Raw genomic sequence first — 24,816 nt, 5'->3', positions numbered from 1 at the left:
ATGCGGCGGGCCTGTTCTCGTATAAAACAAGGCTGCGCCGAGGAGCACAGCTTACATGGCAGACAAAATGCTTATCGACGCCTCCCACGAAGAGGAGACACGCGTAGTCGTTGTCCGTGGGAACCGGATCGAAGAATTCGATTTTGAATCGGAGCACAAGAAACAGATCCGCGGCAATATCTACCTTGCCAAGGTGACGCGCGTTGAGCCTTCCCTTCAGGCGGCCTTCGTCGATTACGGTGGAAATCGCCACGGCTTTCTCGCCTTTGCGGAAATTCATCCGGATTATTACCAGATTCCGCTCGCGGACCGTCAGGCCCTCTTGAAGGCGGAAGCCGAGGATCACCGCCGCAGCGACGATTTCGAATCGGCCGATGCGCCCGAGTCCGGCGCGCCGATGATCGACCTGTCGCAGGTGGATCAGCCGGATGTCGGCATCGTTGCCGCAAGCGAAACCACCGACGTCGCCGTCACGGAAGAAGTCGCACCCGTTTCGGAAGCAGTTTCTGAAGAAACGGCCGTTGAGGTCGTCGCCGAAGAAGCGCCGGCTGAGGAAGAAAAGCCGAAGAAGCGCGTTCGCCGCCCCCGCGCCAAGAAGAAGACAGCTGAAGAAATCGCAGCCGAGGCGGCAGAAGCGTCTTCTGAAGACGACGGCAGCACCGGCGGCGACATGGCCGCAATGGTCGATACCGACACGATTTCCGAGGAAGTCGAAGGCCTTCGTCGCGGCAATGACGATGATGACGACGACGATGATGACGATCATCACGAAAAGGAAGTGATTGAGTCCGTCGGTGCCGAAGACGCCATGGAAGAAGTTCCGGATCGCGTCGCGCGCAAGCCGCGCAAGCAGTACCGTATCCAGGAAGTCATCAAGCGCCGCCAGATCCTTCTGGTCCAGGTTGCCAAGGAAGAACGCGGCAACAAGGGTGCTGCACTCACCACCTATCTGTCGCTTGCAGGCCGTTATTCCGTGCTGATGCCGAATACTGCGCGTGGCGGCGGCATTTCCCGCAAGATCACCCAGCCGACCGACCGCAAGCGCCTGAAGGAAATCGCGCGCGATCTGGAGGTTCCGCAGGGCATGGGCGTCATTCTGCGCACCGCAGGCGCCAATCGTACCCGCGTCGAGATCAAGCGCGACTTTGAATATCTGATGCGCCTGTGGGAAAACGTCCGCACGCTGACGCTGAATTCCACGGCCCCCTGCCTTGTTTACGAGGAAGGCTCGCTGATCAAGCGCTCGATCCGCGATCTTTATAACAAGGATATCAGCGAGATCATCGTTTCAGGCGAAGAAGGCTATCGTGAAGCGAAAGACTTCATGAAGATGCTGATGCCGAGCCACGCCAAGGTGGTTCAGCCCTACCGCGACATTCATCCGATTTTCTCGCGCTCGGGCATCGAAGCCCAGCTCGACCGGATGCTGCAGCCGCAGGTGACGCTGAAATCCGGCGGTTATCTCATCATCAACCAGACGGAAGCTCTGGTTGCCATCGACGTGAACTCCGGTCGGTCGACCCGCGAGCATTCCATCGAAGAAACCGCGCTCACGACCAACCTTGAGGCGGCGGAAGAAGTGGCTCGCCAGCTGCGTCTTCGCGACCTTGCTGGTCTCGTTGTCATCGACTTCATCGACATGGAAGAAAAGCGCAACAACCGCTCCGTCGAGAAGAAGCTCAAGGATTGCCTGAAAAACGACCGGGCGCGCATTCAGGTCGGCCGCATCTCGCATTTCGGCCTTCTGGAAATGTCGCGTCAGCGCATCCGCGCTTCGGTGCTGGAATCGACCACGCAGGTTTGCCAGCATTGCGGCGGCACGGGCCATGTGCGTTCGGAATCCTCCATCGCGCTGCATGTGCTGCGCGGCGTCGAGGAATATCTGCTGCGCAACACCACCCACAACATCACCGTGCGCTGCACGCCGGAAACGGCGCTCTACCTGCTCAACCACAAGCGCGGCTCGATCGTCGATTACGAAGGCCGCTTCGGCGTCGCCATCATCATCGCCGCCGATTCCAGTGTCGGGGCGCAGCATTTCGCCATCGATCGCGGCGAAGCCGTCGAAAATCCGGTGAAGATCGAAAGCCTCATCCAGATGCTTCCGAGCTTCGTTGAAGAAGAAGACGATATCGTCATCGAGGTGGAAGAGGACGAAGAAGAGGAAGAAATCGTCAAGGCCGAAAGCGCCCAGCCACGCCAGCAGCCGCAGGGTGACAATGGCGAGGACGGCAAGCGCAAGCGCAAGCGTCGCCGCCGCCGTCGGGGCAAGGGTGGTCAGAACGAGCAGAACGGTGCGCTCGATGGCCAGTCCGGCAATGACGCGGAAGACGACGATGCCGAAGGCGACGACGATGGCGTCGAAACCGATGAGGCCGGTGCAGATTCCGACGAAAACGGTGCGAATGAAGCTGCAAATGCCGACGAAGACGGCAAGCGCAAGCGCCGTCGTCGCGGCAAGCGTGGCGGTCGCCGTAACCGTGACGATGCTCTAGATGCTGCAGGCGCCGACGGCGAGACGGAAGGTGAAGGCGCGGAAGGTGAAGAGGTTTCCACTGCAGCGCCGGTAACGGAAGAGCCCGCCACCGCCGCCGAAGTGGTGGAGGGTGTGGTTGCCGACGTCGTGGCAGAAGAAGCCCCGAAGAAGCCCCGCCGCACCCGCAAGGCGAAAACCAAGACCGAAACCGAAACCGAAGAGGCGCCAAAGGCCGAAACCGTCGAAACGGTCGAGCCGGTAATCATTGAGCCGGTCGTCGTTGAAGCGACTGTCGTCGATGTCGCCATCGAAGAGGTCGGTGAAGCCTCAGCCGGTCTGGCACCGGGAGCGGACGTTCCTGGGACCGAAGAAAAGACCCGCGCGAACCGGGGCAGCAATGTTTCCAGTTCGGAACCGGTCGTCACCTCTTCCGGTTCGCCTGCGAGCAACCCTGATGGCGATGAGCCGAAGCCACGCAAGGGTGGCTGGTGGCAGCGCAAAGGCTTCTTCTGAGAGAAGTGACACGGAATAAACAAAACGCCCGCAACATCGTTGCGGGCGTTTTGTTTTGTCGATGCTGGAGCGCCAGACGATGTCACAGGAAAGAGGGTCGATATAACCGCCCGTCAAACAGACCGCGTCAGCCCACCATCAACCCGGATATTCTGCCCGGTAATATACCCTGCCCCTTCGGACGCGAGAAACGCCACGGTGGCAGCGATTTCCTCGCTCTTGCCGTAGCGCTGCATCGGCACGCTGTCGCGGCGTTCTTCCGTAGCCGGCAGGCTGTCGATCCAGCCGGGCAGGACATTGTTCATGCGCACATTGTCGGCCGCATAGGTATCGGCGAAAATCTTGCTGTAGGAGGCAAGGCCGGCCCGGAACACTGCCGATGTCGGGAACATGCTGCTCGGTTCGAAAGCCCAGGCCGTCGAGATGTTGACGATCGCACCGGCCTTCTGCTTCACCATGATGGGCGCGACGATCCGCGTTGGGCGGATGACGTTCATCAGGTAGACATCGAGACCGGTGTGCCATTGCTCGTCGGTAATATCGAGAATGGAGGCACGTGGGCCATGCCCGGCGCTATTGACCAGCACGTCGATGCGACCGAATTTCTCGAGCGTCTGATCCGTCAGTCGCTGGAGGTCGTCATTGGACTGGTTGGAGCCGGTGACACCGATACCGCCCAGTTCCTTCGCCAGCGCCTCGCCCTTGCCGGAGGAGGACAGGATCGCGAGCCTGTAACCGTCCGCCGCCAGGCGTTTCGCCACGGCCGCCCCCATGCCGCTGCCACCTGCCGTTACAATAGCCACTTTTTCTGCCGACATCGCTCTTCTCCCTATCCAGTCCGACGGGTGGTCCTGCACCACATTGACCCATCTATAACGGGTTTCAAAGACGAGTTCGAACCAGAAAGCCTTACAGCGGCATGCAGAAAAACTGATGCTGGGAATATCAGCCCAAGCTGCTCCCCTCTACCGGATGGGCGTCCCGGCTGTCGGCTGGCGCTTCTTCCCGTTCCAACAAGCCATAATCGCGAATGACATGTGCAATACGCAACCGATAGTCGGAAAAGACGCCGGATCGGCCCAGAGCTTGCGCCGTGCGATGTGGCAGGGTGTTGCGCCACGCCCTCACCGCCTGTTCATCCCGGAAGAAGGACAGGGAGAGCATCTTTTCCGGATTGCTGATACTCTGAAACCTTTCGATGGACAGGAAACCATCGATTGTTTCGAGTTCGGCACGCAGGCCGGCAGCTATATCGAGATAATGCTGTTTTTCACCCTCAGCCGGCCAGACCTCGAAGATGACGGCGATCATTGCCCGCCTCCCGTCTGCGGGGCGGAGGCGAGGCGGAGGAACAGACGGTCCTCGCGGCGGATGAACTGTTCCCGGCGGGCGAATTCATAGTTTTCCCGCCCCGCCGGGTCGGCGGCGAGCCGTGCCCTGTAGGCTTCGTAAGCGGCGAGATTTTCGATGTTGTAGACGCCATAGGCAATCGTGCTCGACCCCTCCTTGGGCGCGTAATAACCGATGAGATCAGCACCGCAGCGCGGGATCGCCTCGCCCCAGTTACGGGCATATCGCTCAAAGGCATCGACCTTGAAAGGGTCGATCTCGTAGCGGATGAAACAGGTCAACATCGTTGGTCTCCTCGTTTTCTGTCTCTCCTTTTTATACCATTGCGCAACATCAATGCTTCGGCTACCATCGAAGCATGAAAGACGGACCCCTTATCGCCAATGTCGCCGCCCTGATCGGGGACCCCGCCCGCGCCAACATATTGACGGCGTTGATGGATGGACGTGCGCTGACGGCAAGCGAGCTTGCGGAAGCCGCCGGCGTGACCCTGCAAACCGCCAGCGGGCACCTGTCCAAGCTCTCAGAGGCACAATTGCTGAAGGCGGAAAAACAGGGGCGACATCGTTATTTCCGTCTCTCCGACGAAGATGTGGCGCAGGTTCTGGAAGCCTTGATGGGGCTTGCGCAACGCACGGGTGCGGTCCGCGTCCGCACCGGGCCGAAGGACAAGGCGCTGCGTGAGGCACGCATCTGCTACGACCACCTGGCCGGGGAAAGCGGTGTTGCGCTGCTTTCCGCCATTACCGCTAAGGGACTGGTGACATCAGGTGACGACCCGGTGCTGACGGATGACGGGCGCGATTTCTTCTCGAGCTTCGGTATCGATCTATCGCCGCTGGAAAAGGCTCGGCGGCCGGTGTGCTTGCATTGCCTGGACTGGAGCGAGCGCCGCCATCACCTCGGCGGCGGCCTCGGTGCATCGCTGCTCGACGCCATGCAGCAGCGCGACTGGCTGCGGCGCGGAAACGGTCGTGTGCTGACCTTCACGGCAAAAGGTGAAAAGGCCTTCGTCGGCACCTTCGGCTGCACGCCCGCCTGATTTCGGAAAGAGGCGGCCGTTGCGGGTTTATTTCAGCCAGCCGGCAATACGTCCCACCGCCTCGGCAATGTCAGATACCGAACCCGCATAGGAAATGCGCAGCGCCCTGTGGCCCTCCTCGGGATCGAAATCCATGCCCGGTGTCGCCGCCACATCGATTTCCGCCAGCATGCGCTTGGCGAAATCCATGCTGTCATTGGAAAAACGGCTGGTATCAACATAGGCGTAAAATGCCCCATCCATCGGGGATGCCAGCGGCAGTCCGATTTCCGGCAGGCGCGCCATCAGGAAATCGCGGTTGGTGCGGTAGCTTTCCCGGTAGACATCGAGCTCCTCCGCTGCCGAAAAGGCCGCGGTTGCCGCCAGCTGGGACAGTTCCGGCGGTGAGATATAGAGGCTTTGGGCCAGACACTCGACCGGACGGACGAGATTTTCGGGCAGGACCATCCAGCCGATGCGCCAGCCGGTCATGCAATAATATTTAGAAAATGAATTGATGACCACGGCACTATCGGTGATTTCGAGTGCGCTCGTCTCCTCCCCGACGAAAGTGAGGCCGTGATAGATCTCATCGGAGATGAAGGCCATGTCGCGGCTTTCGCAATAGCTCGCCAACCGCTTCAGCGCCTCGCGGCCGGTAACCGTGCCGGTGGGATTGGCGGGGCTTGCCAGAAGCACGCCCTTCAGCTTGCAGCCGGCTTTCGTTTCCGCGCGTTCGAGACTTGCCGGTGTCAGCGTGTAGCCGGTTTCGGCCGTGACCGGCACTTCCACGACATTGAGACCGAGGGCTTTCAGAATATTGCGATAGGCCGGGTAACCGGGCCTTGCGATGGCAACATGATCGCCGGCATCGAAAAGGCCGAGGAAGGCAAGATTGAAGGCGGCGGACGAACCTGTCGTCACGGCGATGCGCGCCGGATCGATGGCGACCTGATGGCGCAGCCGGTAATGGCCGGCGATTGCCTCGCGCAGCTCGCGCAGGCCCAGTGCATCAGTGTAGCCGATCCGCCCGTGCTTTAACGCCTCCTGCGCGGCTGCCAGCGAGGCTTTCGGTGCGGGGTGGGACGGCTGGCCGACCGCCATGGAAATGACGGGGCGTCCCGCCTGCCGTCGCCGGTTCGCCTCCGCCAGGATATCCATGGCATGAAAGGGTTCGACTGCGCTCCGCTTCGACATCGTAATCAAGGGCATGCTCTTTCCTGAACCGTATTTCGCAGACTTGCCGCAGAATCACGATCTTCACAATCATGCGATCATAATGCGGACAAGTATTTTTGCCGTATGGCATTTGGCTTAAAGTAAGGTAATTGCCTTCATAAGATTTCAAGAGGCTGCGGCCGAACAGAATGAGGACCGATATGGCGCATTTTCTCCGTTCCACCCTTCTCGCCAGCGTGACGGCCCTTTCAACGGTATTCGCCTGCCTGCCCGCGCATGCGCTCGATGAGCAGCAGAAGAAAGAAATGGGCGAGTTCATCAAGCAGTATCTGATCGAGAACCCGGAAATCATGCTCGAGGTTCAGGACGCGCTTGAACGCAAGCAATATGCTTCGCGCAACGCCAAGGCCGCGGAAGCGGTTGCCGACAACAAGAAGGCCATCTTCGAATCGAAATACGACCTGGCGCTCGGCAATCCCGATGGCGACGTCACGCTGGTCGAATTTTTCGACTATAATTGCGGTTACTGCAAACGCGCCATGGGCGACATGGACAATATCCTGAAGGGCGACAAGAAGGTCCGCGTCGTCCTCAAGGAGTTCCCGATCCTCGGGCCGGAATCGGTTGCCGCACATCGCGTCTCCAACGCCGTGAAGCTTTTGGCGCCGGCCAAATATGCCGAATTCCAGCGCACCCTGCTCGGCGGCCGTGGACGGGCGAATGAAGACAGCGCTATGGAAGTCGCAACCTCGCTTGGCCTCAAGGAAGCCGATATCCGCAAATCGATGGCTGACAACCCCAATGACGCGCAGGTGCAGGAAACCTACAAGCTGGCAACCAGCCTCGGCATCACCGGAACGCCCTCCTATATCGTCGGCGACGAGGCGGTTTTCGGTGCTGTTGGTGCCGACCCGCTGAAGGAAAAAATCGCCAACATGCGCAGCTGCGGTAAAGCAACCTGCTCGTGATTCAGATGAAAGGCCTTTATTGCCTGTGAGATAAGGGGCAGCCCCTGCGCTTTACGGCTTGCAGGGGCTTTTCCTTGAAGGCTGCGCAGTCTATAGGTGTCGCTGATTTTCTTATGGAAACGCGAATGAGCAATATCATCATCGTCATCAACGGCCCCAATCTCAATATGCTGGGAAAACGGGAACCGGGTATCTACGGTGGCAAAACGCTGAAAGACATAGAAAACGATTGTGTGAACGCCGGAGCCGATCTCGGCTTTTCGGTGGAATTTCGCCAATCCAACCACGAGGGCGTGCTCGTGGACTGGCTGCATGAGGCGGGCGAGCGGGCGGCGGGTGTCGTCATCAATCCCGGCGCTTACAGCCACACCTCCATCGCCCTGCACGACGCCATTCGCGCAATTTCGACTCCGGTCGTGGAAGTGCACATCTCCAATATCCATGCACGGGAAGAATTCCGCCACAAATCAATGGTCTCGCCCGCAGCCAAGGGCATGATCTGCGGTTTCGGACCATATGGATACGTCATGGCGCTTCACGCGCTGAAGAACATCACGGCATAAAAAGAAACAAAGAATAGGGTTTGTCATGTCTGAAAAGAAACAGGGTATCGACAAGGAACTGATCCGCGAACTCGCGAATATCCTCAATGATACCGACCTTTCGGAAATCGAAGTGGAGCAGGAAGACCTGCGCATCCGCGTTTCCCGCGCGGCTCCCGTTCCCGCCACGGTCTATGCCGCAGCCCCCGCCGCTTATGCGCCCGCACCGGCAGCAGCAGCGCCTGCGGCCGCACCGGCAGTTGCGGCCCCGGCCGCAACTGCAGCAACAGCCCGCAACCCGGCCAACACCGTATCTTCGCCGATGGTCGGCACGGTCTATCTCTCGCCTGCCCCGGGCGCCCGCCCCTTCATTGAAGTTGGCGCCACCGTCAAGGAAGGCCAGACAATCCTCATCGTCGAGGCCATGAAGACCATGAACCAGATTCCGGCCCCCAAGTCCGGCAAGGTGGTGGAAATCATCGTCAACGACTCGCAGCCCGTGGAGTATGGCGAAGCCCTCGTGGTCATCGAATAAAGGCGGTTCAGCATGGTTTCGAAGATCCTTATAGCCAACCGCGGCGAAATCGCGCTGCGCGTCCTGCGCGCCGCGAAAGAGCTTGGCATTCCGACCGTCGCCGTGCATTCCACGGCAGATGCGGATGCGATGCATGTGCGCCTTGCCGACGAAAGTGTGTGCATCGGCCCGCCGCCCTCGCGTGACAGCTACCTCAACATCCACCAGATCGTTGCGGCCTGCGAAATCACAGGTGCGGATGCCGTTCACCCCGGTTACGGCTTCCTGTCGGAAAACGCCAAGTTCGCCGATATTCTCGACGCCCACGGCATCACCTTCATCGGGCCGACCGCCGAACATATCCGCATCATGGGCGACAAGATCACCGCCAAGCAGACGGCACAGGAACTCGGCATTCCCGTGGTTCCGGGTTCGGATGGCGAAGTGAAGCCTGAAAATGCGCTGGAAATCGCCCGGACGATCGGCTTCCCGGTCCTCATCAAGGCGACGGCAGGCGGTGGCGGCCGCGGCATGAAGGTGGCGAAGACCGAAGCCGATCTGGAAGATGCAGTTGCGACTGCCCGTTCCGAAGCGGCAGCAGCCTTCGGCAACGATGCCGTCTATATGGAAAAATACCTCGGCAAGCCGCGCCATATCGAAGTGCAGGTTTTCGGCGATGGCGAAGGCAATGCCGTTCACCTTGGCGAGCGCGATTGCTCGCTTCAGCGCCGCCACCAGAAGGTGCTGGAAGAAGCCAATTCACCGGCTCTCACAGTCGAACAGCGCATGAAAATCGGCGAAATTTGCGCCGACGCGATGCGCAAGCTGAAATATCGCGGCGCCGGCACCATCGAGTTCCTGTATGAAAACGGCGAGTTCTATTTCATCGAAATGAACACCCGTCTGCAGGTGGAGCATCCAGTGACGGAAGCGATCACTGGCATGGACCTCGTGCAGGAACAGATCAGGGTCGCTTCTGGTCAGGGCCTGTCGGTCACACAGGCTGATATCGAATTTCATGGCCATGCCATCGAATGCCGTATCAATGCCGAAGACCCGCGCACCTTCGTTCCGTCGCCGGGCACACTGACCTATTTCCACACGCCGGGCGGCCTTGGCGTTCGCGTCGATTCGGGTGCCTATCAGGGCTACAAGATCCCGCCCTATTACGACAGCATGATCGGCAAGCTGATCGTTCACGGTCGCGACCGTGACGAGTGCATCCGTCGCCTGCGTCGGGCGCTGGACGAATTCGTCGTCGATGGCATCAAGACCACGCTGCCGCTTTTCCAGGATCTCCTTCAGAACGAGGATATTCTGAACGGCGATTACGACATTCACTGGCTGGAGAAGTATCTGGCCGGTGACGCGTCTCACTAAGACGATATGGCTGGGCGGCGCAGCAGAAACAACGACATAACGGTCGATATTCTGCTGCGCGCCTATTCCGCCGGCCTGTTTCCCATGGCCGATTCGGCTGATGATCCCGAGCTTTTCTGGGTCGAGCCGGAGATACGCGGTATCATTCCGCTCGATGATTTCCACGTTTCCAAAAGCCTCGCCAAGGCGATGCGCAAGAAGCCGTTTGCGATACGCTTCAACACCGCTTTCGAAGATGTCATGGCGGGCTGTGCGGCGGAAGCGGCGGACAGGCCAAGCACCTGGATCAACGCCACCATCCGCCGGCTCTACACCGAGCTGCACCAGATCGGTCATGCCCACAGCGTTGAGGCATGGGAGGGTGATGAGCTTGTCGGCGGGCTTTACGGTGTTTCTCTGGGTGCTGCCTTCTTCGGCGAAAGCATGTTTTCCCGCCGCACCAATGCGTCGAAGATCTGCCTCGTCCATCTGGTGGAGCGATTAAACGCGAAGGGCTTCGTGCTGCTCGACACGCAATTCACCACAGAACATCTGAAGACGTTCGGCGCGATAGACGTGCCCAAGCTGGACTATGCAAGAATGCTCGATCTCGCCGTCAACCGGCCGAGCCTGCAATTCTAGTCTTTACGTTAGGTTATTTGCTTGCCGTTGAGGGAGCTGGAACCTCGGAGTCCTGCTTGCAACCCGTCAGCCACACGTCATAGATCGGGTGCTCCACGGCGTTGAGGCCGGGGCTATCGGCAAACATCCAGCCGGTGAAAATACGGCGGATCTTGCGATCGAGGGTGATTTCGTCGACTTCGACAAAGGCGTCGATCTTTTGCGTTTCCGTCTGGTCGCGGGAATAACAGACCTTCGGCGTCACCTGAAGCGCGCCAAACTGCACCGTCTCGTCGATATAGACATCGAAGGAGGTGATGCGGCCGGTGATCTTGTCGATGCCGGAAAACACCGCGACGCGGTTTTCCAGACGGGCGGCGGCGACGGGTGATACGATGAGGACAGCAGAGACCGCCGCAAACAGCGAGACTGTCAGCGCACGCAAAGAACGATCCCGCGTGATTTTCCTCATACGATATGTCTCCAAATATTTGCCTGTGTCGAGACGCCGACCGGATCAACGCCTAAGGGCGGAATGTGGCAAAAACCGGTGAGGCCGGATACAAGCGCGGTGTTTTGCACAACACCGCGCATCGCGATAATTCAGTTGCCGGGCGTCCAGGCGTCGTAGTCGCCGGTCACACGCGGGCGCTCGCCGGCCACGGCCAGCGATCCCTGCGGGCGGTAAGCCTTTGATGAACCGGTATGGTTGGGCTGATGTGGCTTCTGCCAGTCGCGAGCTGTGTAGCTTTCCTGGCTCGGCGGCACGTCGGTGCGGTAATGCATCCAGCCATGCCAGCCCGGCGGAATCGCCGACGCTTCGGCGTAACCGTTGTAGATCACCCAGCGGCGCGGCATGCCCCAGGAAGTGGTGCCGCCTTCATAATAGGTGTTGCCCAACTCGTCCTGTCCTACCTTCTTGCCAAAACGCCAGGTGTGAAACCGCGTTCCGATCGTCTGGCCATTCCACCAGGTGAAGATTTGCGTCAGGAGAGTCTTCATTCTACGTTCCTCGGGCTTGAATGCGCCGCAGCGATTTTCCGTGCACGGCACAAGACATGCTTATGCCGCCCCTCACGGCAATTGTCCAGCATTTCGAGATATATCCGCGCTATTTCAGCTTCATCCTGAAGCCCAGATGCCGCTTCTCGAAACCCAGCCGCTCGTAAAAGCGATGCGCGTCCAGCCGGGCCATGTTGGAGGTAAGCTGCGCGGCGTTCAGGCCCTGACGGCGGGCTTCTTCCAGGCAATGATTGATCATCACCGCGCCGATGCCGCGACCACGCATGTCGGCGCGCGTCTGCACCGCTTCGATCACCATCGACTTCGCCCCTCGCCCGACCAGCTTGGTCAGGATCGCCGTCTGGAAGGTGCCGACCACCTCGCCATCCAGTTCCGCCACATAAAGCGTTTCACTGGGCGACGCGTCGATCGCCCTGAAGGCGGCGAGATAATCCGGTTGCGCCGATTCGTCGGCCGTATCGCCGTGGCCACCGATGTCGTCGGCGGCAAAGATGGCGGCGAGCGCCGGCAGATCGTCTTCGCGCGCCGTGCGTATAATCAGCTTTTGTAATGTCGCATTCATCGGGTCAGGCTCTTTTCCATAACGATGCCGGGCAGCCCCTCGATGCCCGCCATGCGCTCGATTCGGTCCACCTCGACAAATCCGACGCCTTCATAAAAGGCGATTGCGACAGTATTTTTAGGCTCCACCTCAAGACGCATGATTTCCGCATCCGGAAAGCAGGTTTCGAGTTCGGCGAAGAGATCTCGGCCCACACCCTGACGCTGAAGATCGGGCGCCACATAAAGCTGGTGCAGCAGGGCGGTCTTCGCCATCTTGGTGGACATGGAGCCATAGGCCATGCCGCCGATCCGCTTGCCGTCATCGGCCACCAGAAACTCGCCGCCCTTTTTTTCAACGCGGTCCTTCATGGCCTGCGGCGAATGCCAGACGGCGATCAGTTCGTTCACCTTGTCCGCGCCGTAGATCGCGTCATAGGTGGCGTGCCATGTCGTGGCGAGCAGGGTGCGTACCGGCTCGATATCTCGCAGACCTGCCGTGCGGATGAAAAACATGATGGCGCTCCGTCTCAGAATAGAAAAAGCCGGGCGTTGATCCCGGCAGAAGTGATGTCAGTCATTCGTACTCGACGTCATCCTCGAGCTTGTCCCGAGGATCTGAGCATGTTTGACCTTGTGGGTCGTTAGATCCTCGGGACAAGCCCGAGGATGACGGATGAGAGCTGTCGGCCTCAATGCTTCTACGGCAAGAGGCAGCCTCCGCTTACTCGTCCTCGATGCCGAGCTTGGCCTTGACCAGTGCCTGCACTGCCTGCGGGTTGGCCTTACCGCCCGTCGCCTTCATCACCTGACCGACGAACCAGCCGGCAAGCGTCGGCTTCGCCTTGACCTTCTCGACCTGATCCGGGTTGGCGGCGATGATATCATCAACAGCCTTTTCGATGGCGCCGGTGTCGGTCACCTGCTTCATGCCGCGGGCTTCGACGATTTCGGCCGGGTTGCCGCCCTCGTTCCAGACGATTTCGAACAGGTCCTTGGCGATCTTGCCGGAAATGGTCTCAGCCTTGATGAGATCGATGATGCCGCCCAGCTGGTCGGGCGAAACCGGAGTCGTCTCGATATCCTTGCCGAACTTGTTCAGCGCACCGAGAAGATCGTTGATCACCCAGTTGGCAGCGGTCTTCGCATCGCGACCGGCGGCAACGGCTTCATAATAATCGGCAATCGCCTTTTCCGACACGAGAATCGAGGCGTCATAGACCGACAAGCCGAGATCGGCCACGAAACGGGCCTTCTTGTCATCGGGAAGCTCTGGCAGATCGACCTTCAGAGCTTCTACAAAAGCATCATCGAATTCCAGCGGCAGCAGATCGGGATCCGGGAAATAGCGATAGTCATGCGCGTCTTCCTTGGAGCGCATGGACCGCGTCTCGCCCTTGCCGGGATCGAACAGGCGGGTTTCCTGATCGATGACACCGCCATCTTCGAGAATGGCGACCTGACGGCGCGCCTCGTATTCGATGGCCTGGCCGACGAAGCGGATGGAGTTGACGTTCTTGATTTCGCAGCGCGTGCCAAAACCTTCGCCCGGGCGGCGCACGGAGACGTTGACGTCGGCGCGCATCGAGCCTTCGTCCATATTGCCGTCGCAGGTGCCGAGGTAACGGACGATGGAGCGCAGCTTGGTGAGGTAACCCTTGGCCTCATCCGACGAGCGCATGTCCGGCTTGGAGACGATTTCCATCAGCGCCACGCCCGAACGGTTCAGGTCCACGAAGGACATGGTCGGATGCTGGTCGTGCATCGACTTGCCGGCGTCCTGCTCCAGATGCAGGCGCTCGATGCCAATCTCGATATCCTCGAAGTTGCCCTGGCGGTCCGGACCGAGCGAAATGGTGATGGTGCCCTCACCGACGATCGGGTCCTTGAACTGCGAAATCTGGTAGCCCTGCGGCAAATCCGGATAAAAGTAGTTCTTGCGGTCGAAGATCGAACGGTTGTTGATCTTCGCCTTCAGGCCGAGGCCCGTGCGCACGGCCTGTTTGACGCATTCCTCGTTGATAACGGGCAGCATGCCGGGCATGGCGGCGTCCACCAGCGAGACGTTGGAATTCGGCGCATTGCCGAAAGTGGTGGACGCGCCGGAAAACAGCTTGGAATTGGAGAGAACCTGCGCATGGACTTCGAGGCCGATCACGATTTCCCAATCGCCGGTGGCGCCGGGAATGAAGCGTTTCGGGTCGGGGGTGCGCACGTCTACAAGGGTCATCTGAAGCTCACGATATACGGGTTCTTTGGCCTTGGTGGGTAGAACAAATGCAGCGCGGGCGCAAGACATCTTGCACCCCGTAGCGCCATACGCCGGATTTTCGCCAGCACCGGATACGTGTTTTTTACGCCTTTCAGTTTCAATTCACGTCATGACCATGATCGCTCTCTGCTTCATGACCTATATCGCCTTCAATCTTTTCGTCTTTCTTGTCTATTGGTGGGACAGGCAAGCGGCGAGAAACAGTGGCTGGCGCATTCGGGAAAGCACGCTGTTATCTCTTGCTCTCGTGGGCGGCAGCATGGGCGCGATTTCGGCGCAACAGCTGCTGCGGCATAAAACACGCAAGGAACCGTTCCGCAGCATCCTGCTAACCATCGTGATATTGCAGGCGGGTCTTGTCGCATCCCTCGCCATCATGCCGGACTGGCCGATGCAGCTTGCAGGCGTCCTGAAAACCCTGCTTCAGAACATGGGCCCATAAAGGCCGCTCTCCACCTCGGCCAGCTGCTTCTGCAAGCCCACCGATTGCACCTCGCGATCGAGCTTCGGCGCGTAGGACACGGAGAGCCAGCGGACGCTATAGCCATGGCGGCGGAAGAAGGCGACGGCCGGTTCGTTCTGGGCGTGGGTTTCAAGCCGGATGGCATCAAAACCCTTTTCCTCTATCAGACGTTCGACGTCGCCCAACAGGCGGCTGCCGATCCCCCTGCGATGAAAATCCGGATCGATCCAGAAATCCGTAATCGTCTCGTCGAAATGCTCCCGCGCCGCCCATCCGGCAACCGAACCGCCGAATTCCGCCACGCGCATGGTAAGCCATGAGGAGCGGGTGAAATTGGAAAAGGCGCTGGCCGCATTGTCGTAAAGCGTAGATGTGATGCCAAGCGCCGCGGTCGCCTGCCGCCATGCCCTGAGGCCGATGGCTGCCAGAACCTCCGCTTCCTGCTCGTACGCATTGCGAATGACGATCAAGCCGCGCCCTCCATGGCCGTGCAAAGTAAAACATCGGTGGCGCGATTCGGCCAGTGTGGTTTCGCTGTGCTCACAGCAGGCTTGACCGTGCCCGCCTTGCGCAATATCCAGAACTGGCAAGAACGGAGTTTTTATGTTCGCTCAATCGGAGTCCCGGTAACGGCCCTGCCCGCAAGTTTCTTGCGCGCCGGGCCATATGAAACCGAGCCGGCTGCCTTAACGGCACCCGGGGTTGCTTTCACGCGTCTAGATGACGCCGACCGGACTTCCAAAAAATGGACATTTCCCGCGCCGAACAGCGCATTCTTCACCTGCTCGCCCAGGGCGGCAGAATTGAACTCGTTCGAGACGATACCCGCAAAATCGAGAAAATCACGCTTTATACGCGCGATGGCTGGATTTTCGGCGGCCTCGATCTCCTCACCTTCCGAAAGCTGAAACAGAAGAGGGCGATAGCCTCTTCCGGCGGCAAACCTTACCGCATCACCACACGCGGGCTGGAACTGGTGCGGGGTGAGTTGGACAATCGATAAGCCGACCGGGCGGCGGCAATGCTGTCGCCCGGCATTTCGTCGCGCAGCGTCGACGGTGCAAACACGTTATGGCGAGAGCTTTTGCTCGAGCTTTACCTTCTCTAGTTCGACCTTCATAATGTCGGACCATTCCATGCCGCGCCAGACGATTTCAAATCCGCAACGCTCGTAAAGACCGATGGCGGCGCGATTTCTCGCATGGGTGTCGATGGTGGCAAGCGGCAAGCCTTCAGCCCGCATCCTGTCGAGAAAATGGACGATCAGCGCTTTGCCAATCCCCTTGCCCTGCCAGTTTGGGTCAACCCAAAGATCGGAAATATGATGGGGCTTCGCATCGCAAGCGCCCCAGCCAACAACAACACCGTCAATTTCGGCCACGACGACATCACCGGTCGGAGACTTGGCGAAGCTTTCGAATTCGCCCCTCACCCGCTCGACGACATAGGAATCGAGATAGGAGGCGTCAAAGGCGTCACCCGCACGCCAGGCAGCAAAACCGACAAAGCCGACCGCATGGCGATCGGCTTCGTTCATGTCTCTGAGCTTGAGGTCGCTTACCACCACTTGGCAGGGGTGAACTTGCCGGCGGCCTGTTCGATGGCATGGGCCGTCTTGAACAGCGTTTCTTCCTCGAAAGGCTTGCCGATGAGCTGCAGGCCGAGCGGCAGCCCCTTGCCGTCGAGACCGGCCGGGACCGAAAGGCCGGGAAGGCCAGCCATGTTGACGGTGATGGTGAAGACGTCCTGGAGATACATCTTCACCGGATCGGAAGCGAGTTCCTCGTCACCGACTGCGAAGGCGGAAGACGGTGTGATCGGCGCCAGGATGGCATCGACGCCTTCATGGAAGACGTTTTCGAAGTCACGCTTGATGAGGGTGCGGACCTTCTGCGCCTTGAGGTAATAGGCATCGTAATAACCGGCCGAAAGCACGTATGTGCCGACCATGATGCGGCGCTGCACTTCCTTGCCGAAACCGGCCGCACGGCTCTTTTCGTACATGTCAGCAATGTCCTTGCCGTCGACGCGCAGGCCGTAGCGCACGCCATCATAACGTGCGAGATTGGAGGAGGCTTCCGCCGGTGCGACGATGTAATAGGCGGGCAGCGCGTATTTGGTGTGCGGCAGCGAGATATCGACCACCTCGGCACCCGCATCGCGCAGCCACTCGACGCCCTTGGCCCAGAGCTTTTCGATCTCTTCCGGCATGCCATCGACGCGGTACTCGCGGGGAATGCCGATCTTCAGGCCCTTCAGCGACTGGCCGATGGCCTTTTCGTAATCCGGCACCGGCAGATCAACGGAGGTCGTATCCTTGGCATCGACACTTGCCATGGTCTTCAGCAGGATCGCCGCGTCACGCACATCACGGGCAATCGGGCCAGCCTGATCGAGCGAGGAAGCATAAGCGACGATGCCGAAGCGCGAGCAGCGGCCATAGGTGGGCTTGATGCCGACAGTACCGGTGAAGGCCGCGGGCTGGCGGATGGAGCCGCCTGTGTCGGTTGCGGTGGCGCCGGCGCAGAGATGCGCGGCAACGGCAGCGGCCGAACCGCCGGAGGAACCACCGGGAACGAGCTTCTGCTCGGAACCGTTGGCGCGCCAGGGGTTGATGACCGGGCCGTACCAGGAGCTTTCATTGGACGAGCCCATGGCGAATTCGTCCATGTTGAGCTTGCCGAGCATGACGGCGCCCTGATCCCAGAGGTTCTGGGTGACGGTGGATTCGTATTTCGGCTTGAAGCCGTCAAGAACATGCGAACATGCCTGCGTGTGCACATCGCGGGTGGCGAACAGGTCCTTCACGCCGAGCGGAACACCTTCCAGCTCGCCAGCCGAGCCTGAGGCGATGCGTTCGTCGGAGGCCTTTGCCATGTCGCGCGCCTTTTCAGGCGTCAGCGCCACATAGGCGTTCAGCGCGCCGTTCGCCGCGTCGATGGCGGAGAGATAGGCATCGGTCAGCTCAAGGGCGGAAAAATCTTTCGCCTTCAGCTTTTCGCGGGCTTCGGCAATGGTCAGGCTCGTCAGGTCGGTCATGGTCGGCAACGGCTTTCGAAAATCTCGGAAAAATCGGGCGGCAAACGGCGGTCGGATTATTCGACCACTTTCGGGACCATGAAGAAGTCCCGGTCGGTCGCGGGCGCATTGGCGACAATGTCGTCCGCCTTGTTGCCGTCGGTCACCACGTCTGCACGCTTTTTCATCTCCACCGGCGTGACTGACGTCATCGGCTCGACGCCATCGACATTCACTTCCGAAAGCTGCTCCACGAAACCGAGTATGCCGTTCAGCTGGCCGAGCATATTCTGTGCTTCTTCTTCGCTGACAGCGATACGGGCAAGGCGCGCAACGCGCTTTACGGTGGCGAGATCGACGGACATGGTTTTACTCCGATGGGATATTTCCCATTCGCTATAATCACCATGTCCGTCCTTCGCAACGGTAGAAAGCATGTCGCGTCAAACTGCGGAGCGGTTTTGCGGCAACGACATGCTCTTCACGGAGCTTCAGAAGGACAATGTATCGCCCGCCTTCGGCGTGTGAACACGCGCTTCCGCGCCTTCCATGCCGGCCACGAACTTGTCCGGCGTCTGATCGATGATCGGGAAGGAACCGTAGTGGCAAGGAATGACATTCTGGAACTTGAAGAAGCGCTGGCAGGCGAGCGCCGCCACGGCACCGCCCATCGTGAAGCGATCACCGATCGGCACCAGGCCGATATCCGGCTGGTGCAGTTCGTTGATGAGCTTCATGTCGGAGAAGATGTCCGTGTCGCCCATGTGATAGACGGCCGGGCCATCCTCGAAATGCAGCATCAGGCCGTTGGCATTGCCGAGCGAATGGGAGACGCCGTCTTCGGTGATCTGGGCCGAGGAATGCAGCGCATTGGTGAAGGTGACGGAGAAGCCGTCGAAATGTACGGTCCCGCCGGTATTGCCCATATCGACTTTCGCGACACCCTTTGCGGACAGCCAGGCGGCAAGATCGGCATTCGCCAGCACGGTGGCTCCCGTTTCGCGGGCAAGCTGCACGGTATCGCCGACGTGGTCGCCATGGCCGTGGGTCAGGAGAATATGGGTGATGCCTTCGGCCGCTGATTTGCCATCCTGCCCGGCAAAACCGGGATTGCCGGTGAAGAACGGATCGATGAGGATCTTCGCACTGCCGTTTTCAAGACGGAAGGCGGAATGGCCGAGCCAGGTGAGTTTCATGGGAAGTTCTCCTTTGTATTGCCGGTATATTATGACATAGGACGGCCTGAACAACCGCACTACCGATATTTCAGAGAGGCGACAATGGCCGCGGATAATGACGATTACGTGTATGACGAAGCGAGCGGCGAATGGCGGCCGGCTTCCGAACTGGCCGCCGAGGCAGCCCGTGCAAAGGAAGTGCGCGATGCCGCCGGCAATGTGCTTGAAGACGGCGATTCCGTGACATTGATCAAGGACTTGAAGGTCAAGGGCACCAACACGGTCATCAAGCAGGGCACCGTCATCAAGTCGATCCGCCTGACCGACAATCCCGAAGAGATCGATTGCAGGCATGATGCGGTCAAGGGTCTGGTGCTGCGCACCGAATTCGTCCGTAAAAGATAAAGGCAGCACGCGACATGGCGACACTCACCATCGAGGAACTGGCACAGACGCTGCAGCCCGCACAGGCGATTGCCGGCCTCGACCTCGGCACGAAGACCATCGGGCTTGCCATGTCGGACCTCTCGCGTCGTTTCGCGACGCCGCGTCCGGTGATCAAGCGGGTGAAATTCACGCAGGATGCGCAGGTGCTGCTGGCTTTTGCCGAAAAGGAGAAGGTTGCCGCCTTCGTCATCGGCCTGCCGATAAATATGGACGGATCAGCCGGACCACGCGCGCAGGCGACGCGCGCCTTCGTGCGCACCATGGGCGAAAAAACCGCCCTGCCCTTTATTTACTGGGATGAGCGGCTTTCAACCGTCGCGGCAGAGCGCGCGCTTCTGGAAATGGACGTCTCACGCGCCAAGCGGGCCGAACGCATCGATTCGGCGGCCGCGAGTTTCATTCTTCAGGGCGCGCTGGACAGGCTTTCCGCGCTGACCCGCGCGGCCGACTGACGGCCCTGCCACCAGGCGGCGATCTGCTTTCTCTTGCGGTATGCAAGGATCGCAAAAACGATCAGGCTATCGACCGCTATGGCGCGTGCCACCATTGGCGGCAGGTTTTCCGGCGGAATGCCGAGAATATTGCCATAGATCTCGAATACAAGGTCATGGGTCTGACGCGTGAGCATGTAAAAGCCGAAGCTCATGTCGTAATAGGACAGCCAGTACCAGCTGCCCAGCAGCGCGACGGGGCCGGCCCAGAGGATCAAAAACCACTTCATGCCGTCTGCCCCCGCACAAAAATCGTATCAGGAATGCCAGCAAGCACCGCCCAGCGCACCGCAGCCATCAGGCATAGGTTCAGCGCCGGCGCGTCGATATCCAACGGCAGCATAGCAAAAAACGTCATCATGACGCCCAAGGCTGTCCAGCGGTTCACTTGCGGCTCCCTTATGCGCAGTCATTGCGCATGGTTAACATTTCGTTAATCCACACTGGACCCGCCGTCATGGCTAGGCAAATGAAAGCTGTCATTATGGTTAACGACAGGCGGGCGACATGTGGAAAAAAATGTGCATCGTGAACGGACGAAAACACCGGGCGGTTGCGCGTCCGGTGAAAACATGGCTGATTTTTCATTAACGTCGCGCCCGCCTCGGGTGCCTCCCCGCCGCGGCAACTTCAGTCAGCCGTAAACGCCGCGCACCAGCCTTTTGACGGCGGTGGTGATTTTATCCCAGTCCTTATCGGATTTGAGCGGCACGCCGGCAAACTGGCCGCTGGTGGCCGCGGAAATGACGAGATGCTGGATGGCGGCAAACAATACGGCGTTGACGGCAGCGGTATCTACGCCCTTGGGAGCCGCAAGCGAGCCGCGCATGCGCTCCAGCCATTTGCCCAGCGACTTGGCTCGAGCTTCGGCCAGCTGGCGGACCTGCGGCGAACCATCCGAGACTTCCCAGGCAATGATCTTGCAGACGAGCGGGTCGCTGCGCAGCGCATCGATAAAATAAAGCGCCAGCTTTTCCATGAGATCGCCGTAGGTCAGCAGAAACATGCCGCCGGTGTCTTCGGGAATACGATCCTTGACCCAGGAGCCGAGATCCTCGCCGATCGCCTCGATCAAACCATCAAGGCCGCCGAAATATCGATAGATGAGTTGCTTGTCGCAGCCGGCGCGGCGAGCGACGGCATTGATGCCAAACCCCTGGAACCCCTCTTCGGCAAGCAGCGTCCGGGCGGCATTAAAAATCGCCTTCTCGGTCTGAGCACGATCCTTGATGCGCTTTTCCGGTCTGTCGGCTGAAATCGCCTCTGCGGTCGCCAGCATGATTCCCTACCCGTTTTCTGAAAGGCCTTTTGAAGGGGTTAACAAAGCATGAAGGGAAGAACAATGTGGGTGGGTGGATGGTGAGAAGGTTCCTGTGGATGACGGGCCCGCCACACCTTTTTCAATACGCAACAGGGACGCCTCCAGACCTTCTCAGAAAGTAATATCACCATAATCGTCCGGAAGATGGCGCTCGATTTCCATCGAATCGTGAAGAACGCGGCCGACACCCACCAAACCGGGTCGTAGTGCACGATAGAGTAACAGATGCCTCGGATTTTTAACGAGGCCCGTTTCGCTTTTTGCCCGCTCGCGACTATAACGCAGGTGGTAGCTACGCACGTCTTCACCAAGTTCAGCGCGAATATTCGTGCCGGCGCGTAGCGGATCAACAGCAACATCACGCAACGCAGTTGCAAGCAACTTTTCGTAGCGTTTTCTCGCTGCAGCTCCAAACGTCGCGTGTGTCCATCCAAGAATTTCAATGATGTCCGATTGTGCGGCATCGGACAGACGATACGTCGTCATTTGTCATCGGACTTGGTCAGGCGCACTTCAGCCTCGCGCCCGAAAGCGGAAATGAAATCGTCAAGGGCATCATCCGAAACATCGATATAACGTCCCTGGTCAAGGTCGCAGAAGCCCTGTTGCGCCGCGACCTTCAGGGTTTCCAGTCTGGTTGCCTCAAGACGCTCTCGCCTCTCAATTAACCGTAAGCCTTCACGCAGCACTTCACTGGCGTTTTGATAGCGGCCGGATTTGACGAGATCGTCTATGATCTCTTCGTGATGCTGTGTCAGGACGACGTTACGCGTTGGCATCGGGGCCTCCACCAGACTTCATTTACGCCTAGCAATAGCACCGATTGGCATAATCTGCCAATATCACTCCAAAGCCATGCCAAACCAGACGCTGCCAGGCGTTTCGTGGCTGTCGAGGTGTTTGAAGCCGCGGGTTTCCCAAAAGCGCATGCCGGCATGGTTGCGTTCGCTGGCGCCGAGGTGGATGCCGTAGACGTTGTTCTGTCTCGCCATGTCGAGCCATCGGGACAGAAGCCGGGTGCCGCCGCCCTTGCCCTGCGTGCGCGGCAGGAGGTTCATGTGGATATGGGCCGGAAAGGGATCGGTAAGCCAGGAGGGCGTGTTGCGCGGATGATGGATGAAATGGGCGCGGCGCTGGTCGGCGTCCCATGTCTGCGGGTCGCCGCCGGGATCGGGATAAAGGGCGCGCAGATGCGGCCACCACTCCTGCTCCAGCCGTTGCTCGTGCAAAACTGTATCGAGCGCGCCGGCGATGTAACCGCAGACACCCTCCTCATCCTCGGCCACGAAAACGGCATCGGGCCAGAGACGCAGATAGGGCACGGAATAGATATGCCCCACCATACGGCCATCATTGTAGAGCGGGGTGGCATCCTGCCCGGCATCGCCGGTGGCAAGGCTTATGGCGTAAAGCGCGTCTTCATCTTCTGGGCGAGCGGAGCGGAAGGTCAGCATTTGCAGGCGCCCTCCGTCTTCTTGCGTGGACACGCGCCAGCTGTCTGAAAGACAGGAATACTCCCCACGCCAATGCATTTTCTCAAATCCGATACCCCTCCCACAGGGACTGCAAAAAATAGCCCTCCACCCTTTATCCGTCAGGATGCGGGCGGATACAATAAATCGATTATATAATTCGGATCGAAGCGGGAATCGAGCATGCCATAAGTGTGCCTCCAGCCACCTGCGAGACGGGTTTCGAGGAAGGCATCGGCGATCTTGCCGGCACCGAGCCGGCAAAGCTCGGCGGCAGCGGCCGCAAGCGCGAACTGCTCCACCAGCAGGCGAGCCGCCCCTTCATCGCGTTCTGCAAGGGCGATCGCGGCGCGCAACACATCGGTGGTCTTCTTGCCGGCAGGTCCGAGATCGCGCTCCAGCGTCTGGAAGACGAGATCGAACAGGTCCTTGCCGCGCTGAAGAACCCGCAGCACATCCAGCGCCATGACGTTGCCGGAGCCTTCCCAGATGGCGTTAACCGGCGCTTCGCGGTAGTGACGGGCAATCGGCCGCTCTTCCACATAACCGTTGCCGCCAAGGCATTCCATGGCCTCATAGATAAGCGCTGGCGCGATCTTGCAGCACCAGTATTTGACGATGGGCGTCATGACCCGCGCATACGCGGCTTCTGCCGGATTGTTGCGGGCGGCGTCGAAGGCCGTTGCCAGCCGGAAAGAGAGCGCCGTGGCAGCCGCCACATCCAGCGCCATGTCGGCGAGAACGCGAGTCATGATCGGCTGGCTGACCAGCATTTTTCCGAACACTGAGCGGCCGCGGGCAAAATGCACGGCTTCGGCAAGCGAGGCGCGCATCATGCCAGCAGACGCCAGCGCACAATCGAGCCGCGTCAACGTCACCATGTCGAGGATGGTGCGGATACCGCTGCCGGGATCGCCGAGCAGATAACCGAAGGCATCGGTGAACTCGACTTCGGCCGACGCATTGGAGCGGTTGCCGAGTTTGTCTTTCAGACGCTGGAAATGCAGGCCGTTCTTCGAACCGTCTTCAAGATAACGCGGCACCAGGAAGCAGCCCATGCCGTCGCCCATCTGGGCGAGCATCACGAAACCGTCGCTCATTGGCGCAGAAAGGAACCACTTGTGGCCGGAGAGGCGATAGATACCCTCGCCCACGCGCTCGGCCGTGGTGCGGTTGGCACGTACATCCGTGCCGCCCTGCTTTTCCGTCATGCCCATGCCAACGGTGACGGCGGTTTTTTGCAGGGCCGGTTTCTGCGCGCTGTCATATTTGCGCGACAGGATCTTCGGCATCCACTCCTTCTGCACCCGCGGCGAGGTCATGATGGCGGCAACCGAGGCGCTCGTCATGGTCAGCGGGCAGAGATGCCCTGCCTCCAGCTGCGAGGTGAGGTAGAATTTCGTGGCGCGGGCCTTATGCTCACTCCCGCGCGTATCGGGGGAATTCTCCCAGACGCTGGAATGCAGGCCTGATGACATGGAACGGCGCATCAGCGCATGCCAGGCGGGATGGAATTCCACCTGGTCGAGACGTTCGCCGCGCGGGCCGTGGGTATGCAGCTGCGGCACGCCCTGATTGGCCATCCGCGCCAGTTCCTGCGCCTCATGCGAGGTAACGTAACGGCCGAGCTGGTCGTACTCGTCCCTCAGATTGCGCGACAGGCCGGAGGTGAGATCGACGATCAACGGATCGGAACGATAGGCGTTGATACCGGACCAGAGGCTAGGCTGGTTCAGTTCGGCGAGCGTTTCTTCTGTCCGGGAATTCTGGGTCATCCGCTGCTTCTAGCTGTTTTATACTGGCATTGCATAGTGGGGTGATATTGCATAATTCCGCCCACAGGAAGCGATTGAGACGATTAAGCCGCCGCTTTCAGTATTTTTCGGGAGAGGCCGATTTAAGTCCGCGGCGGCGAGAATGCCAGACACGTTTCCGGCAAGATGCAGCGACAAAACCCGATACACTTCCGCAAGCGGCCCCTTATATCCATACCTATCGTGGCCTGCGACAGCCAGTCTGACCGGTTGTTTGCGTGCCATCGCGCGCAT

The 24,816-nt window shown here is 59.6% G+C and carries 32 protein-coding genes; 11 read left to right on the top strand and 21 right to left on the bottom strand.

Features of this window, described 5'->3' with window-relative positions; translation table 11 throughout:
* The first annotated feature begins 55 nt into the window (after positions 1–55).
* Positions 56–2,989, top strand: a complete 2,934-nt coding sequence (locus tag ATU_RS06605) for an Rne/Rng family ribonuclease (RefSeq protein WP_010971550.1) — start codon at positions 56–58, stop codon at positions 2,987–2,989.
* A gap of 113 nt (positions 2,990–3,102) precedes the next feature.
* Here ATU_RS06605 and ATU_RS06600 read toward each other — a convergent pair whose 3' ends face one another.
* The 3 genes from ATU_RS06600 to ATU_RS06590 all read right to left on the bottom strand — a co-directional run bounded on the left by ATU_RS06600 (position 3,103) and on the right by ATU_RS06590 (position 4,623).
* The gene (locus ATU_RS06600; protein ID WP_010971549.1) at positions 3,103–3,807 is read right to left on the bottom strand and encodes an SDR family oxidoreductase; all 705 of its coding nucleotides are present in this window, start codon (positions 3,805–3,807) and stop codon (positions 3,103–3,105) included.
* Positions 3,808–3,934: 127 nt separating this feature from the next.
* Complete coding sequence (locus ATU_RS06595; RefSeq protein ID WP_006312612.1) at positions 3,935–4,300, bottom strand: antibiotic biosynthesis monooxygenase family protein; 366 nt, start codon at positions 4,298–4,300, stop codon at positions 3,935–3,937.
* On the bottom strand, positions 4,297–4,623 hold the full coding sequence (locus ATU_RS06590) for an NIPSNAP family protein (protein ID WP_006312613.1): 327 nt from the start codon (positions 4,621–4,623) through the stop codon (positions 4,297–4,299). Before ATU_RS06590 ends, ATU_RS06595 begins: the two co-directional genes overlap by 4 nt.
* 74 nt (positions 4,624–4,697) lie before the next feature.
* Between ATU_RS06590 and ATU_RS06585 the strand changes: the two genes are divergently transcribed.
* Positions 4,698–5,381: an ArsR/SmtB family transcription factor gene (locus ATU_RS06585; protein ID WP_006312614.1), complete on the top strand. Its 684-nt coding sequence runs from the start codon at positions 4,698–4,700 to the stop codon at positions 5,379–5,381.
* Positions 5,382–5,408: 27 nt separating this feature from the next.
* Here the strand turns inward: ATU_RS06585 and ATU_RS06580 are convergent, their stop codons facing one another.
* Positions 5,409–6,566: a pyridoxal phosphate-dependent aminotransferase gene (locus ATU_RS06580; RefSeq protein WP_035215228.1), complete on the bottom strand. Its 1,158-nt coding sequence runs from the start codon at positions 6,564–6,566 to the stop codon at positions 5,409–5,411.
* 173 nt (positions 6,567–6,739) lie between these two features.
* On the opposite strand from ATU_RS06580, the gene ATU_RS06575 reads away from it, so the two are divergent.
* The 5 genes from ATU_RS06575 (at position 6,740) to aat (ending at position 10,564) form a co-directional block, all read left to right on the top strand.
* A complete protein-coding gene (locus tag ATU_RS06575) occupies positions 6,740–7,507 on the top strand; it encodes a DsbA family protein (RefSeq protein WP_006312616.1) in 768 nt (255 codons plus the stop codon).
* Between the two features lie 125 nt (positions 7,508–7,632).
* The gene (gene aroQ, locus ATU_RS06570; RefSeq protein ID WP_006312617.1) at positions 7,633–8,070 is read left to right on the top strand and encodes a type II 3-dehydroquinate dehydratase; all 438 of its coding nucleotides are present in this window, start codon (positions 7,633–7,635) and stop codon (positions 8,068–8,070) included.
* A gap of 25 nt (positions 8,071–8,095) precedes the next feature.
* On the top strand, positions 8,096–8,584 hold the full coding sequence (accB, locus tag ATU_RS06565; RefSeq protein WP_010971548.1) for an acetyl-CoA carboxylase biotin carboxyl carrier protein: 489 nt from the start codon (positions 8,096–8,098) through the stop codon (positions 8,582–8,584).
* Between the two features lie 12 nt (positions 8,585–8,596).
* Positions 8,597–9,943 carry an acetyl-CoA carboxylase biotin carboxylase subunit gene (gene accC / locus ATU_RS06560; protein ID WP_010971547.1) on the top strand — a complete coding sequence of 449 codons (1,347 nt, stop codon included), beginning with the start codon at positions 8,597–8,599 and terminating at the stop codon, positions 9,941–9,943.
* Between the two features lie 6 nt (positions 9,944–9,949).
* Positions 9,950–10,564 carry a leucyl/phenylalanyl-tRNA--protein transferase gene (aat, locus tag ATU_RS06555; RefSeq protein WP_010971546.1) on the top strand — a complete coding sequence of 205 codons (615 nt, stop codon included), beginning with the start codon at positions 9,950–9,952 and terminating at the stop codon, positions 10,562–10,564.
* A gap of 13 nt (positions 10,565–10,577) precedes the next feature.
* Here the strand turns inward: aat and ATU_RS06550 are convergent, their stop codons facing one another.
* The 5 genes from ATU_RS06550 to gatB form a co-directional block, all read right to left on the bottom strand.
* On the bottom strand, positions 10,578–11,015 hold the full coding sequence (locus ATU_RS06550; protein WP_006312621.1) for a DUF2155 domain-containing protein: 438 nt from the start codon (positions 11,013–11,015) through the stop codon (positions 10,578–10,580).
* 131 nt (positions 11,016–11,146) lie between these two features.
* Complete coding sequence (locus ATU_RS06545; RefSeq protein WP_006312623.1) at positions 11,147–11,545, bottom strand: NADH:ubiquinone oxidoreductase subunit NDUFA12; 399 nt, start codon at positions 11,543–11,545, stop codon at positions 11,147–11,149.
* Between the two features lie 109 nt (positions 11,546–11,654).
* Entirely contained in the window at positions 11,655–12,128 is a 474-nt protein-coding gene (locus tag ATU_RS06540; protein WP_006312626.1) for a GNAT family N-acetyltransferase, read from the bottom strand.
* Positions 12,125–12,622, bottom strand: a complete 498-nt coding sequence (locus ATU_RS06535) for a GNAT family N-acetyltransferase (RefSeq protein ID WP_010971545.1) — start codon at positions 12,620–12,622, stop codon at positions 12,125–12,127. The genes ATU_RS06540 and ATU_RS06535 overlap by 4 nt, the downstream gene beginning before the upstream one ends.
* A 208-nt stretch (positions 12,623–12,830) precedes the next feature.
* Positions 12,831–14,336, bottom strand: a complete 1,506-nt coding sequence (gene gatB / locus ATU_RS06530; RefSeq protein ID WP_010971544.1) for an Asp-tRNA(Asn)/Glu-tRNA(Gln) amidotransferase subunit GatB — start codon at positions 14,334–14,336, stop codon at positions 12,831–12,833.
* Positions 14,337–14,487: 151 nt separating this feature from the next.
* Between gatB and ATU_RS06525 the strand changes: the two genes are divergently transcribed.
* Positions 14,488–14,820 (top strand): DUF1294 domain-containing protein, encoded by a 333-nt coding sequence (locus tag ATU_RS06525; protein WP_035256576.1) that lies wholly within the window; start codon positions 14,488–14,490, stop codon positions 14,818–14,820.
* Here the strand turns inward: ATU_RS06525 and ATU_RS06520 are convergent.
* On the bottom strand, positions 14,802–15,311 hold the full coding sequence (locus tag ATU_RS06520) for a GNAT family N-acetyltransferase (protein WP_010971542.1): 510 nt from the start codon (positions 15,309–15,311) through the stop codon (positions 14,802–14,804). The two genes, ATU_RS06525 and ATU_RS06520, sit on opposite strands and share 19 nt — an antisense overlap.
* Before the next feature lie 275 nt (positions 15,312–15,586).
* On the opposite strand from ATU_RS06520, the gene ATU_RS06515 reads away from it, so the two are divergent.
* Complete coding sequence (locus ATU_RS06515) at positions 15,587–15,844, top strand: YjhX family toxin (protein WP_006312635.1); 258 nt, start codon at positions 15,587–15,589, stop codon at positions 15,842–15,844.
* Positions 15,845–15,910: 66 nt separating this feature from the next.
* Here the strand turns inward: ATU_RS06515 and ATU_RS06510 are convergent, their stop codons facing one another.
* The 4 genes from ATU_RS06510 to ATU_RS06495 form a co-directional block, all read right to left on the bottom strand.
* On the bottom strand, positions 15,911–16,378 hold the full coding sequence (locus ATU_RS06510) for a GNAT family N-acetyltransferase (RefSeq protein ID WP_006312636.1): 468 nt from the start codon (positions 16,376–16,378) through the stop codon (positions 15,911–15,913).
* Positions 16,379–16,398: 20 nt separating this feature from the next.
* On the bottom strand, positions 16,399–17,880 hold the full coding sequence (gatA, locus tag ATU_RS06505; protein ID WP_010971541.1) for an Asp-tRNA(Asn)/Glu-tRNA(Gln) amidotransferase subunit GatA: 1,482 nt from the start codon (positions 17,878–17,880) through the stop codon (positions 16,399–16,401).
* 56 nt (positions 17,881–17,936) lie between these two features.
* Entirely contained in the window at positions 17,937–18,224 is a 288-nt protein-coding gene (gene gatC / locus ATU_RS06500; protein WP_010971540.1) for an Asp-tRNA(Asn)/Glu-tRNA(Gln) amidotransferase subunit GatC, read from the bottom strand.
* A 126-nt stretch (positions 18,225–18,350) separates the two neighbouring features.
* Positions 18,351–19,055, bottom strand: a complete 705-nt coding sequence (locus ATU_RS06495) for a metal-dependent hydrolase (protein WP_035256572.1) — start codon at positions 19,053–19,055, stop codon at positions 18,351–18,353.
* 84 nt (positions 19,056–19,139) lie between these two features.
* Between ATU_RS06495 and ATU_RS06490 the strand changes: the two genes are divergently transcribed.
* The gene (locus ATU_RS06490) at positions 19,140–19,442 is read left to right on the top strand and encodes an alkylphosphonate utilization protein (RefSeq protein WP_006312642.1); all 303 of its coding nucleotides are present in this window, start codon (positions 19,140–19,142) and stop codon (positions 19,440–19,442) included.
* Positions 19,443–19,456: 14 nt separating this feature from the next.
* Positions 19,457–19,936 carry a Holliday junction resolvase RuvX gene (gene ruvX / locus ATU_RS06485; protein ID WP_010971538.1) on the top strand — a complete coding sequence of 160 codons (480 nt, stop codon included), beginning with the start codon at positions 19,457–19,459 and terminating at the stop codon, positions 19,934–19,936.
* Here ruvX and ATU_RS06480 read toward each other — a convergent pair.
* The 7 genes from ATU_RS06480 to ATU_RS06450 all read right to left on the bottom strand — a co-directional run bounded on the left by ATU_RS06480 (position 19,888) and on the right by ATU_RS06450 (position 24,543).
* A complete protein-coding gene (locus ATU_RS06480) occupies positions 19,888–20,205 on the bottom strand; it encodes a DUF6105 family protein (RefSeq protein WP_010972656.1) in 318 nt (105 codons plus the stop codon). The two genes, ruvX and ATU_RS06480, sit on opposite strands and share 49 nt — an antisense overlap.
* Positions 20,202–20,363: a hypothetical protein gene (locus tag ATU_RS06475; RefSeq protein WP_006312647.1), complete on the bottom strand. Its 162-nt coding sequence runs from the start codon at positions 20,361–20,363 to the stop codon at positions 20,202–20,204. The genes ATU_RS06480 and ATU_RS06475 overlap by 4 nt, the downstream gene beginning before the upstream one ends.
* Before the next feature lie 246 nt (positions 20,364–20,609).
* Positions 20,610–21,254, bottom strand: coding sequence for a TetR/AcrR family transcriptional regulator (locus ATU_RS06470; RefSeq protein WP_010971537.1), 645 nt, complete (start codon positions 21,252–21,254; stop codon positions 20,610–20,612).
* 153 nt (positions 21,255–21,407) lie between these two features.
* Complete coding sequence (locus ATU_RS06465) at positions 21,408–21,782, bottom strand: type II toxin-antitoxin system RelE/ParE family toxin (protein WP_006312649.1); 375 nt, start codon at positions 21,780–21,782, stop codon at positions 21,408–21,410.
* Positions 21,779–22,075 (bottom strand): type II toxin-antitoxin system ParD family antitoxin, encoded by a 297-nt coding sequence (locus ATU_RS06460; RefSeq protein ID WP_010971536.1) that lies wholly within the window; start codon positions 22,073–22,075, stop codon positions 21,779–21,781. Before ATU_RS06460 ends, ATU_RS06465 begins: the two co-directional genes overlap by 4 nt.
* A gap of 63 nt (positions 22,076–22,138) precedes the next feature.
* Positions 22,139–22,750 carry a GNAT family N-acetyltransferase gene (locus tag ATU_RS06455; RefSeq protein ID WP_010971535.1) on the bottom strand — a complete coding sequence of 204 codons (612 nt, stop codon included), beginning with the start codon at positions 22,748–22,750 and terminating at the stop codon, positions 22,139–22,141.
* A gap of 140 nt (positions 22,751–22,890) precedes the next feature.
* Complete coding sequence (locus ATU_RS06450; RefSeq protein ID WP_006312653.1) at positions 22,891–24,543, bottom strand: acyl-CoA dehydrogenase family protein; 1,653 nt, start codon at positions 24,541–24,543, stop codon at positions 22,891–22,893.
* Between the last annotated feature and the right edge of the window lie 273 nt (positions 24,544–24,816).

The organism is Agrobacterium fabrum str. C58 (genome assembly GCF_000092025.1).
In the GTDB taxonomy this organism is placed as follows: domain Bacteria; phylum Pseudomonadota; class Alphaproteobacteria; order Rhizobiales; family Rhizobiaceae; genus Agrobacterium; species Agrobacterium fabrum.
Note: the sequence above shows the minus strand (reverse complement) of the source record. Positions and strands in the feature narration are given on the sequence as shown.

Excerpts from the sequence above, each read along its gene's own strand:
- ATU_RS06605 (WP_010971550.1), top strand. The coding sequence starts at position 56 with ATGGCAGACAAAATGCTTATCGACGCCTCCCACGAAGAGGAGACACGC.
- ATU_RS06600 (WP_010971549.1), bottom strand. The coding sequence starts at position 3,807 with ATGTCGGCAGAAAAAGTGGCTATTGTAACGGCAGGTGGCAGCGGCATG.
- ATU_RS06595 (WP_006312612.1), bottom strand. The coding sequence starts at position 4,300 with ATGATCGCCGTCATCTTCGAGGTCTGGCCGGCTGAGGGTGAAAAACAG.
- ATU_RS06590 (WP_006312613.1), bottom strand. The coding sequence starts at position 4,623 with ATGTTGACCTGTTTCATCCGCTACGAGATCGACCCTTTCAAGGTCGAT.
- ATU_RS06585 (WP_006312614.1), top strand. The coding sequence starts at position 4,698 with ATGAAAGACGGACCCCTTATCGCCAATGTCGCCGCCCTGATCGGGGAC.
- ATU_RS06575 (WP_006312616.1), top strand. The coding sequence starts at position 6,740 with ATGGCGCATTTTCTCCGTTCCACCCTTCTCGCCAGCGTGACGGCCCTT.
- aroQ (WP_006312617.1), top strand. The coding sequence starts at position 7,633 with ATGAGCAATATCATCATCGTCATCAACGGCCCCAATCTCAATATGCTG.
- accB (WP_010971548.1), top strand. The coding sequence starts at position 8,096 with ATGTCTGAAAAGAAACAGGGTATCGACAAGGAACTGATCCGCGAACTC.
- accC (WP_010971547.1), top strand. The coding sequence starts at position 8,597 with ATGGTTTCGAAGATCCTTATAGCCAACCGCGGCGAAATCGCGCTGCGC.
- aat (WP_010971546.1), top strand. The coding sequence starts at position 9,950 with ATGGCTGGGCGGCGCAGCAGAAACAACGACATAACGGTCGATATTCTG.
- ATU_RS06550 (WP_006312621.1), bottom strand. The coding sequence starts at position 11,015 with ATGAGGAAAATCACGCGGGATCGTTCTTTGCGTGCGCTGACAGTCTCG.
- ATU_RS06545 (WP_006312623.1), bottom strand. The coding sequence starts at position 11,545 with ATGAAGACTCTCCTGACGCAAATCTTCACCTGGTGGAATGGCCAGACG.
- ATU_RS06540 (WP_006312626.1), bottom strand. The coding sequence starts at position 12,128 with ATGAATGCGACATTACAAAAGCTGATTATACGCACGGCGCGCGAAGAC.
- ATU_RS06535 (WP_010971545.1), bottom strand. The coding sequence starts at position 12,622 with ATGTTTTTCATCCGCACGGCAGGTCTGCGAGATATCGAGCCGGTACGC.
- gatB (WP_010971544.1), bottom strand. The coding sequence starts at position 14,336 with ATGACCCTTGTAGACGTGCGCACCCCCGACCCGAAACGCTTCATTCCC.
- ATU_RS06525 (WP_035256576.1), top strand. The coding sequence starts at position 14,488 with ATGACCATGATCGCTCTCTGCTTCATGACCTATATCGCCTTCAATCTT.
- ATU_RS06515 (WP_006312635.1), top strand. The coding sequence starts at position 15,587 with ATGGACATTTCCCGCGCCGAACAGCGCATTCTTCACCTGCTCGCCCAG.
- ATU_RS06510 (WP_006312636.1), bottom strand. The coding sequence starts at position 16,378 with ATGAACGAAGCCGATCGCCATGCGGTCGGCTTTGTCGGTTTTGCTGCC.
- gatA (WP_010971541.1), bottom strand. The coding sequence starts at position 17,880 with ATGACCGACCTGACGAGCCTGACCATTGCCGAAGCCCGCGAAAAGCTG.
- gatC (WP_010971540.1), bottom strand. The coding sequence starts at position 18,224 with ATGTCCGTCGATCTCGCCACCGTAAAGCGCGTTGCGCGCCTTGCCCGT.
- ATU_RS06495 (WP_035256572.1), bottom strand. The coding sequence starts at position 19,055 with ATGAAACTCACCTGGCTCGGCCATTCCGCCTTCCGTCTTGAAAACGGC.
- ATU_RS06490 (WP_006312642.1), top strand. The coding sequence starts at position 19,140 with ATGGCCGCGGATAATGACGATTACGTGTATGACGAAGCGAGCGGCGAA.
- ruvX (WP_010971538.1), top strand. The coding sequence starts at position 19,457 with ATGGCGACACTCACCATCGAGGAACTGGCACAGACGCTGCAGCCCGCA.
- ATU_RS06480 (WP_010972656.1), bottom strand. The coding sequence starts at position 20,205 with ATGAAGTGGTTTTTGATCCTCTGGGCCGGCCCCGTCGCGCTGCTGGGC.
- ATU_RS06470 (WP_010971537.1), bottom strand. The coding sequence starts at position 21,254 with ATGCTGGCGACCGCAGAGGCGATTTCAGCCGACAGACCGGAAAAGCGC.
- ATU_RS06465 (WP_006312649.1), bottom strand. The coding sequence starts at position 21,782 with ATGACGACGTATCGTCTGTCCGATGCCGCACAATCGGACATCATTGAA.
- ATU_RS06460 (WP_010971536.1), bottom strand. The coding sequence starts at position 22,075 with ATGCCAACGCGTAACGTCGTCCTGACACAGCATCACGAAGAGATCATA.
- ATU_RS06455 (WP_010971535.1), bottom strand. The coding sequence starts at position 22,750 with ATGCTGACCTTCCGCTCCGCTCGCCCAGAAGATGAAGACGCGCTTTAC.
- ATU_RS06450 (WP_006312653.1), bottom strand. The coding sequence starts at position 24,543 with ATGACCCAGAATTCCCGGACAGAAGAAACGCTCGCCGAACTGAACCAG.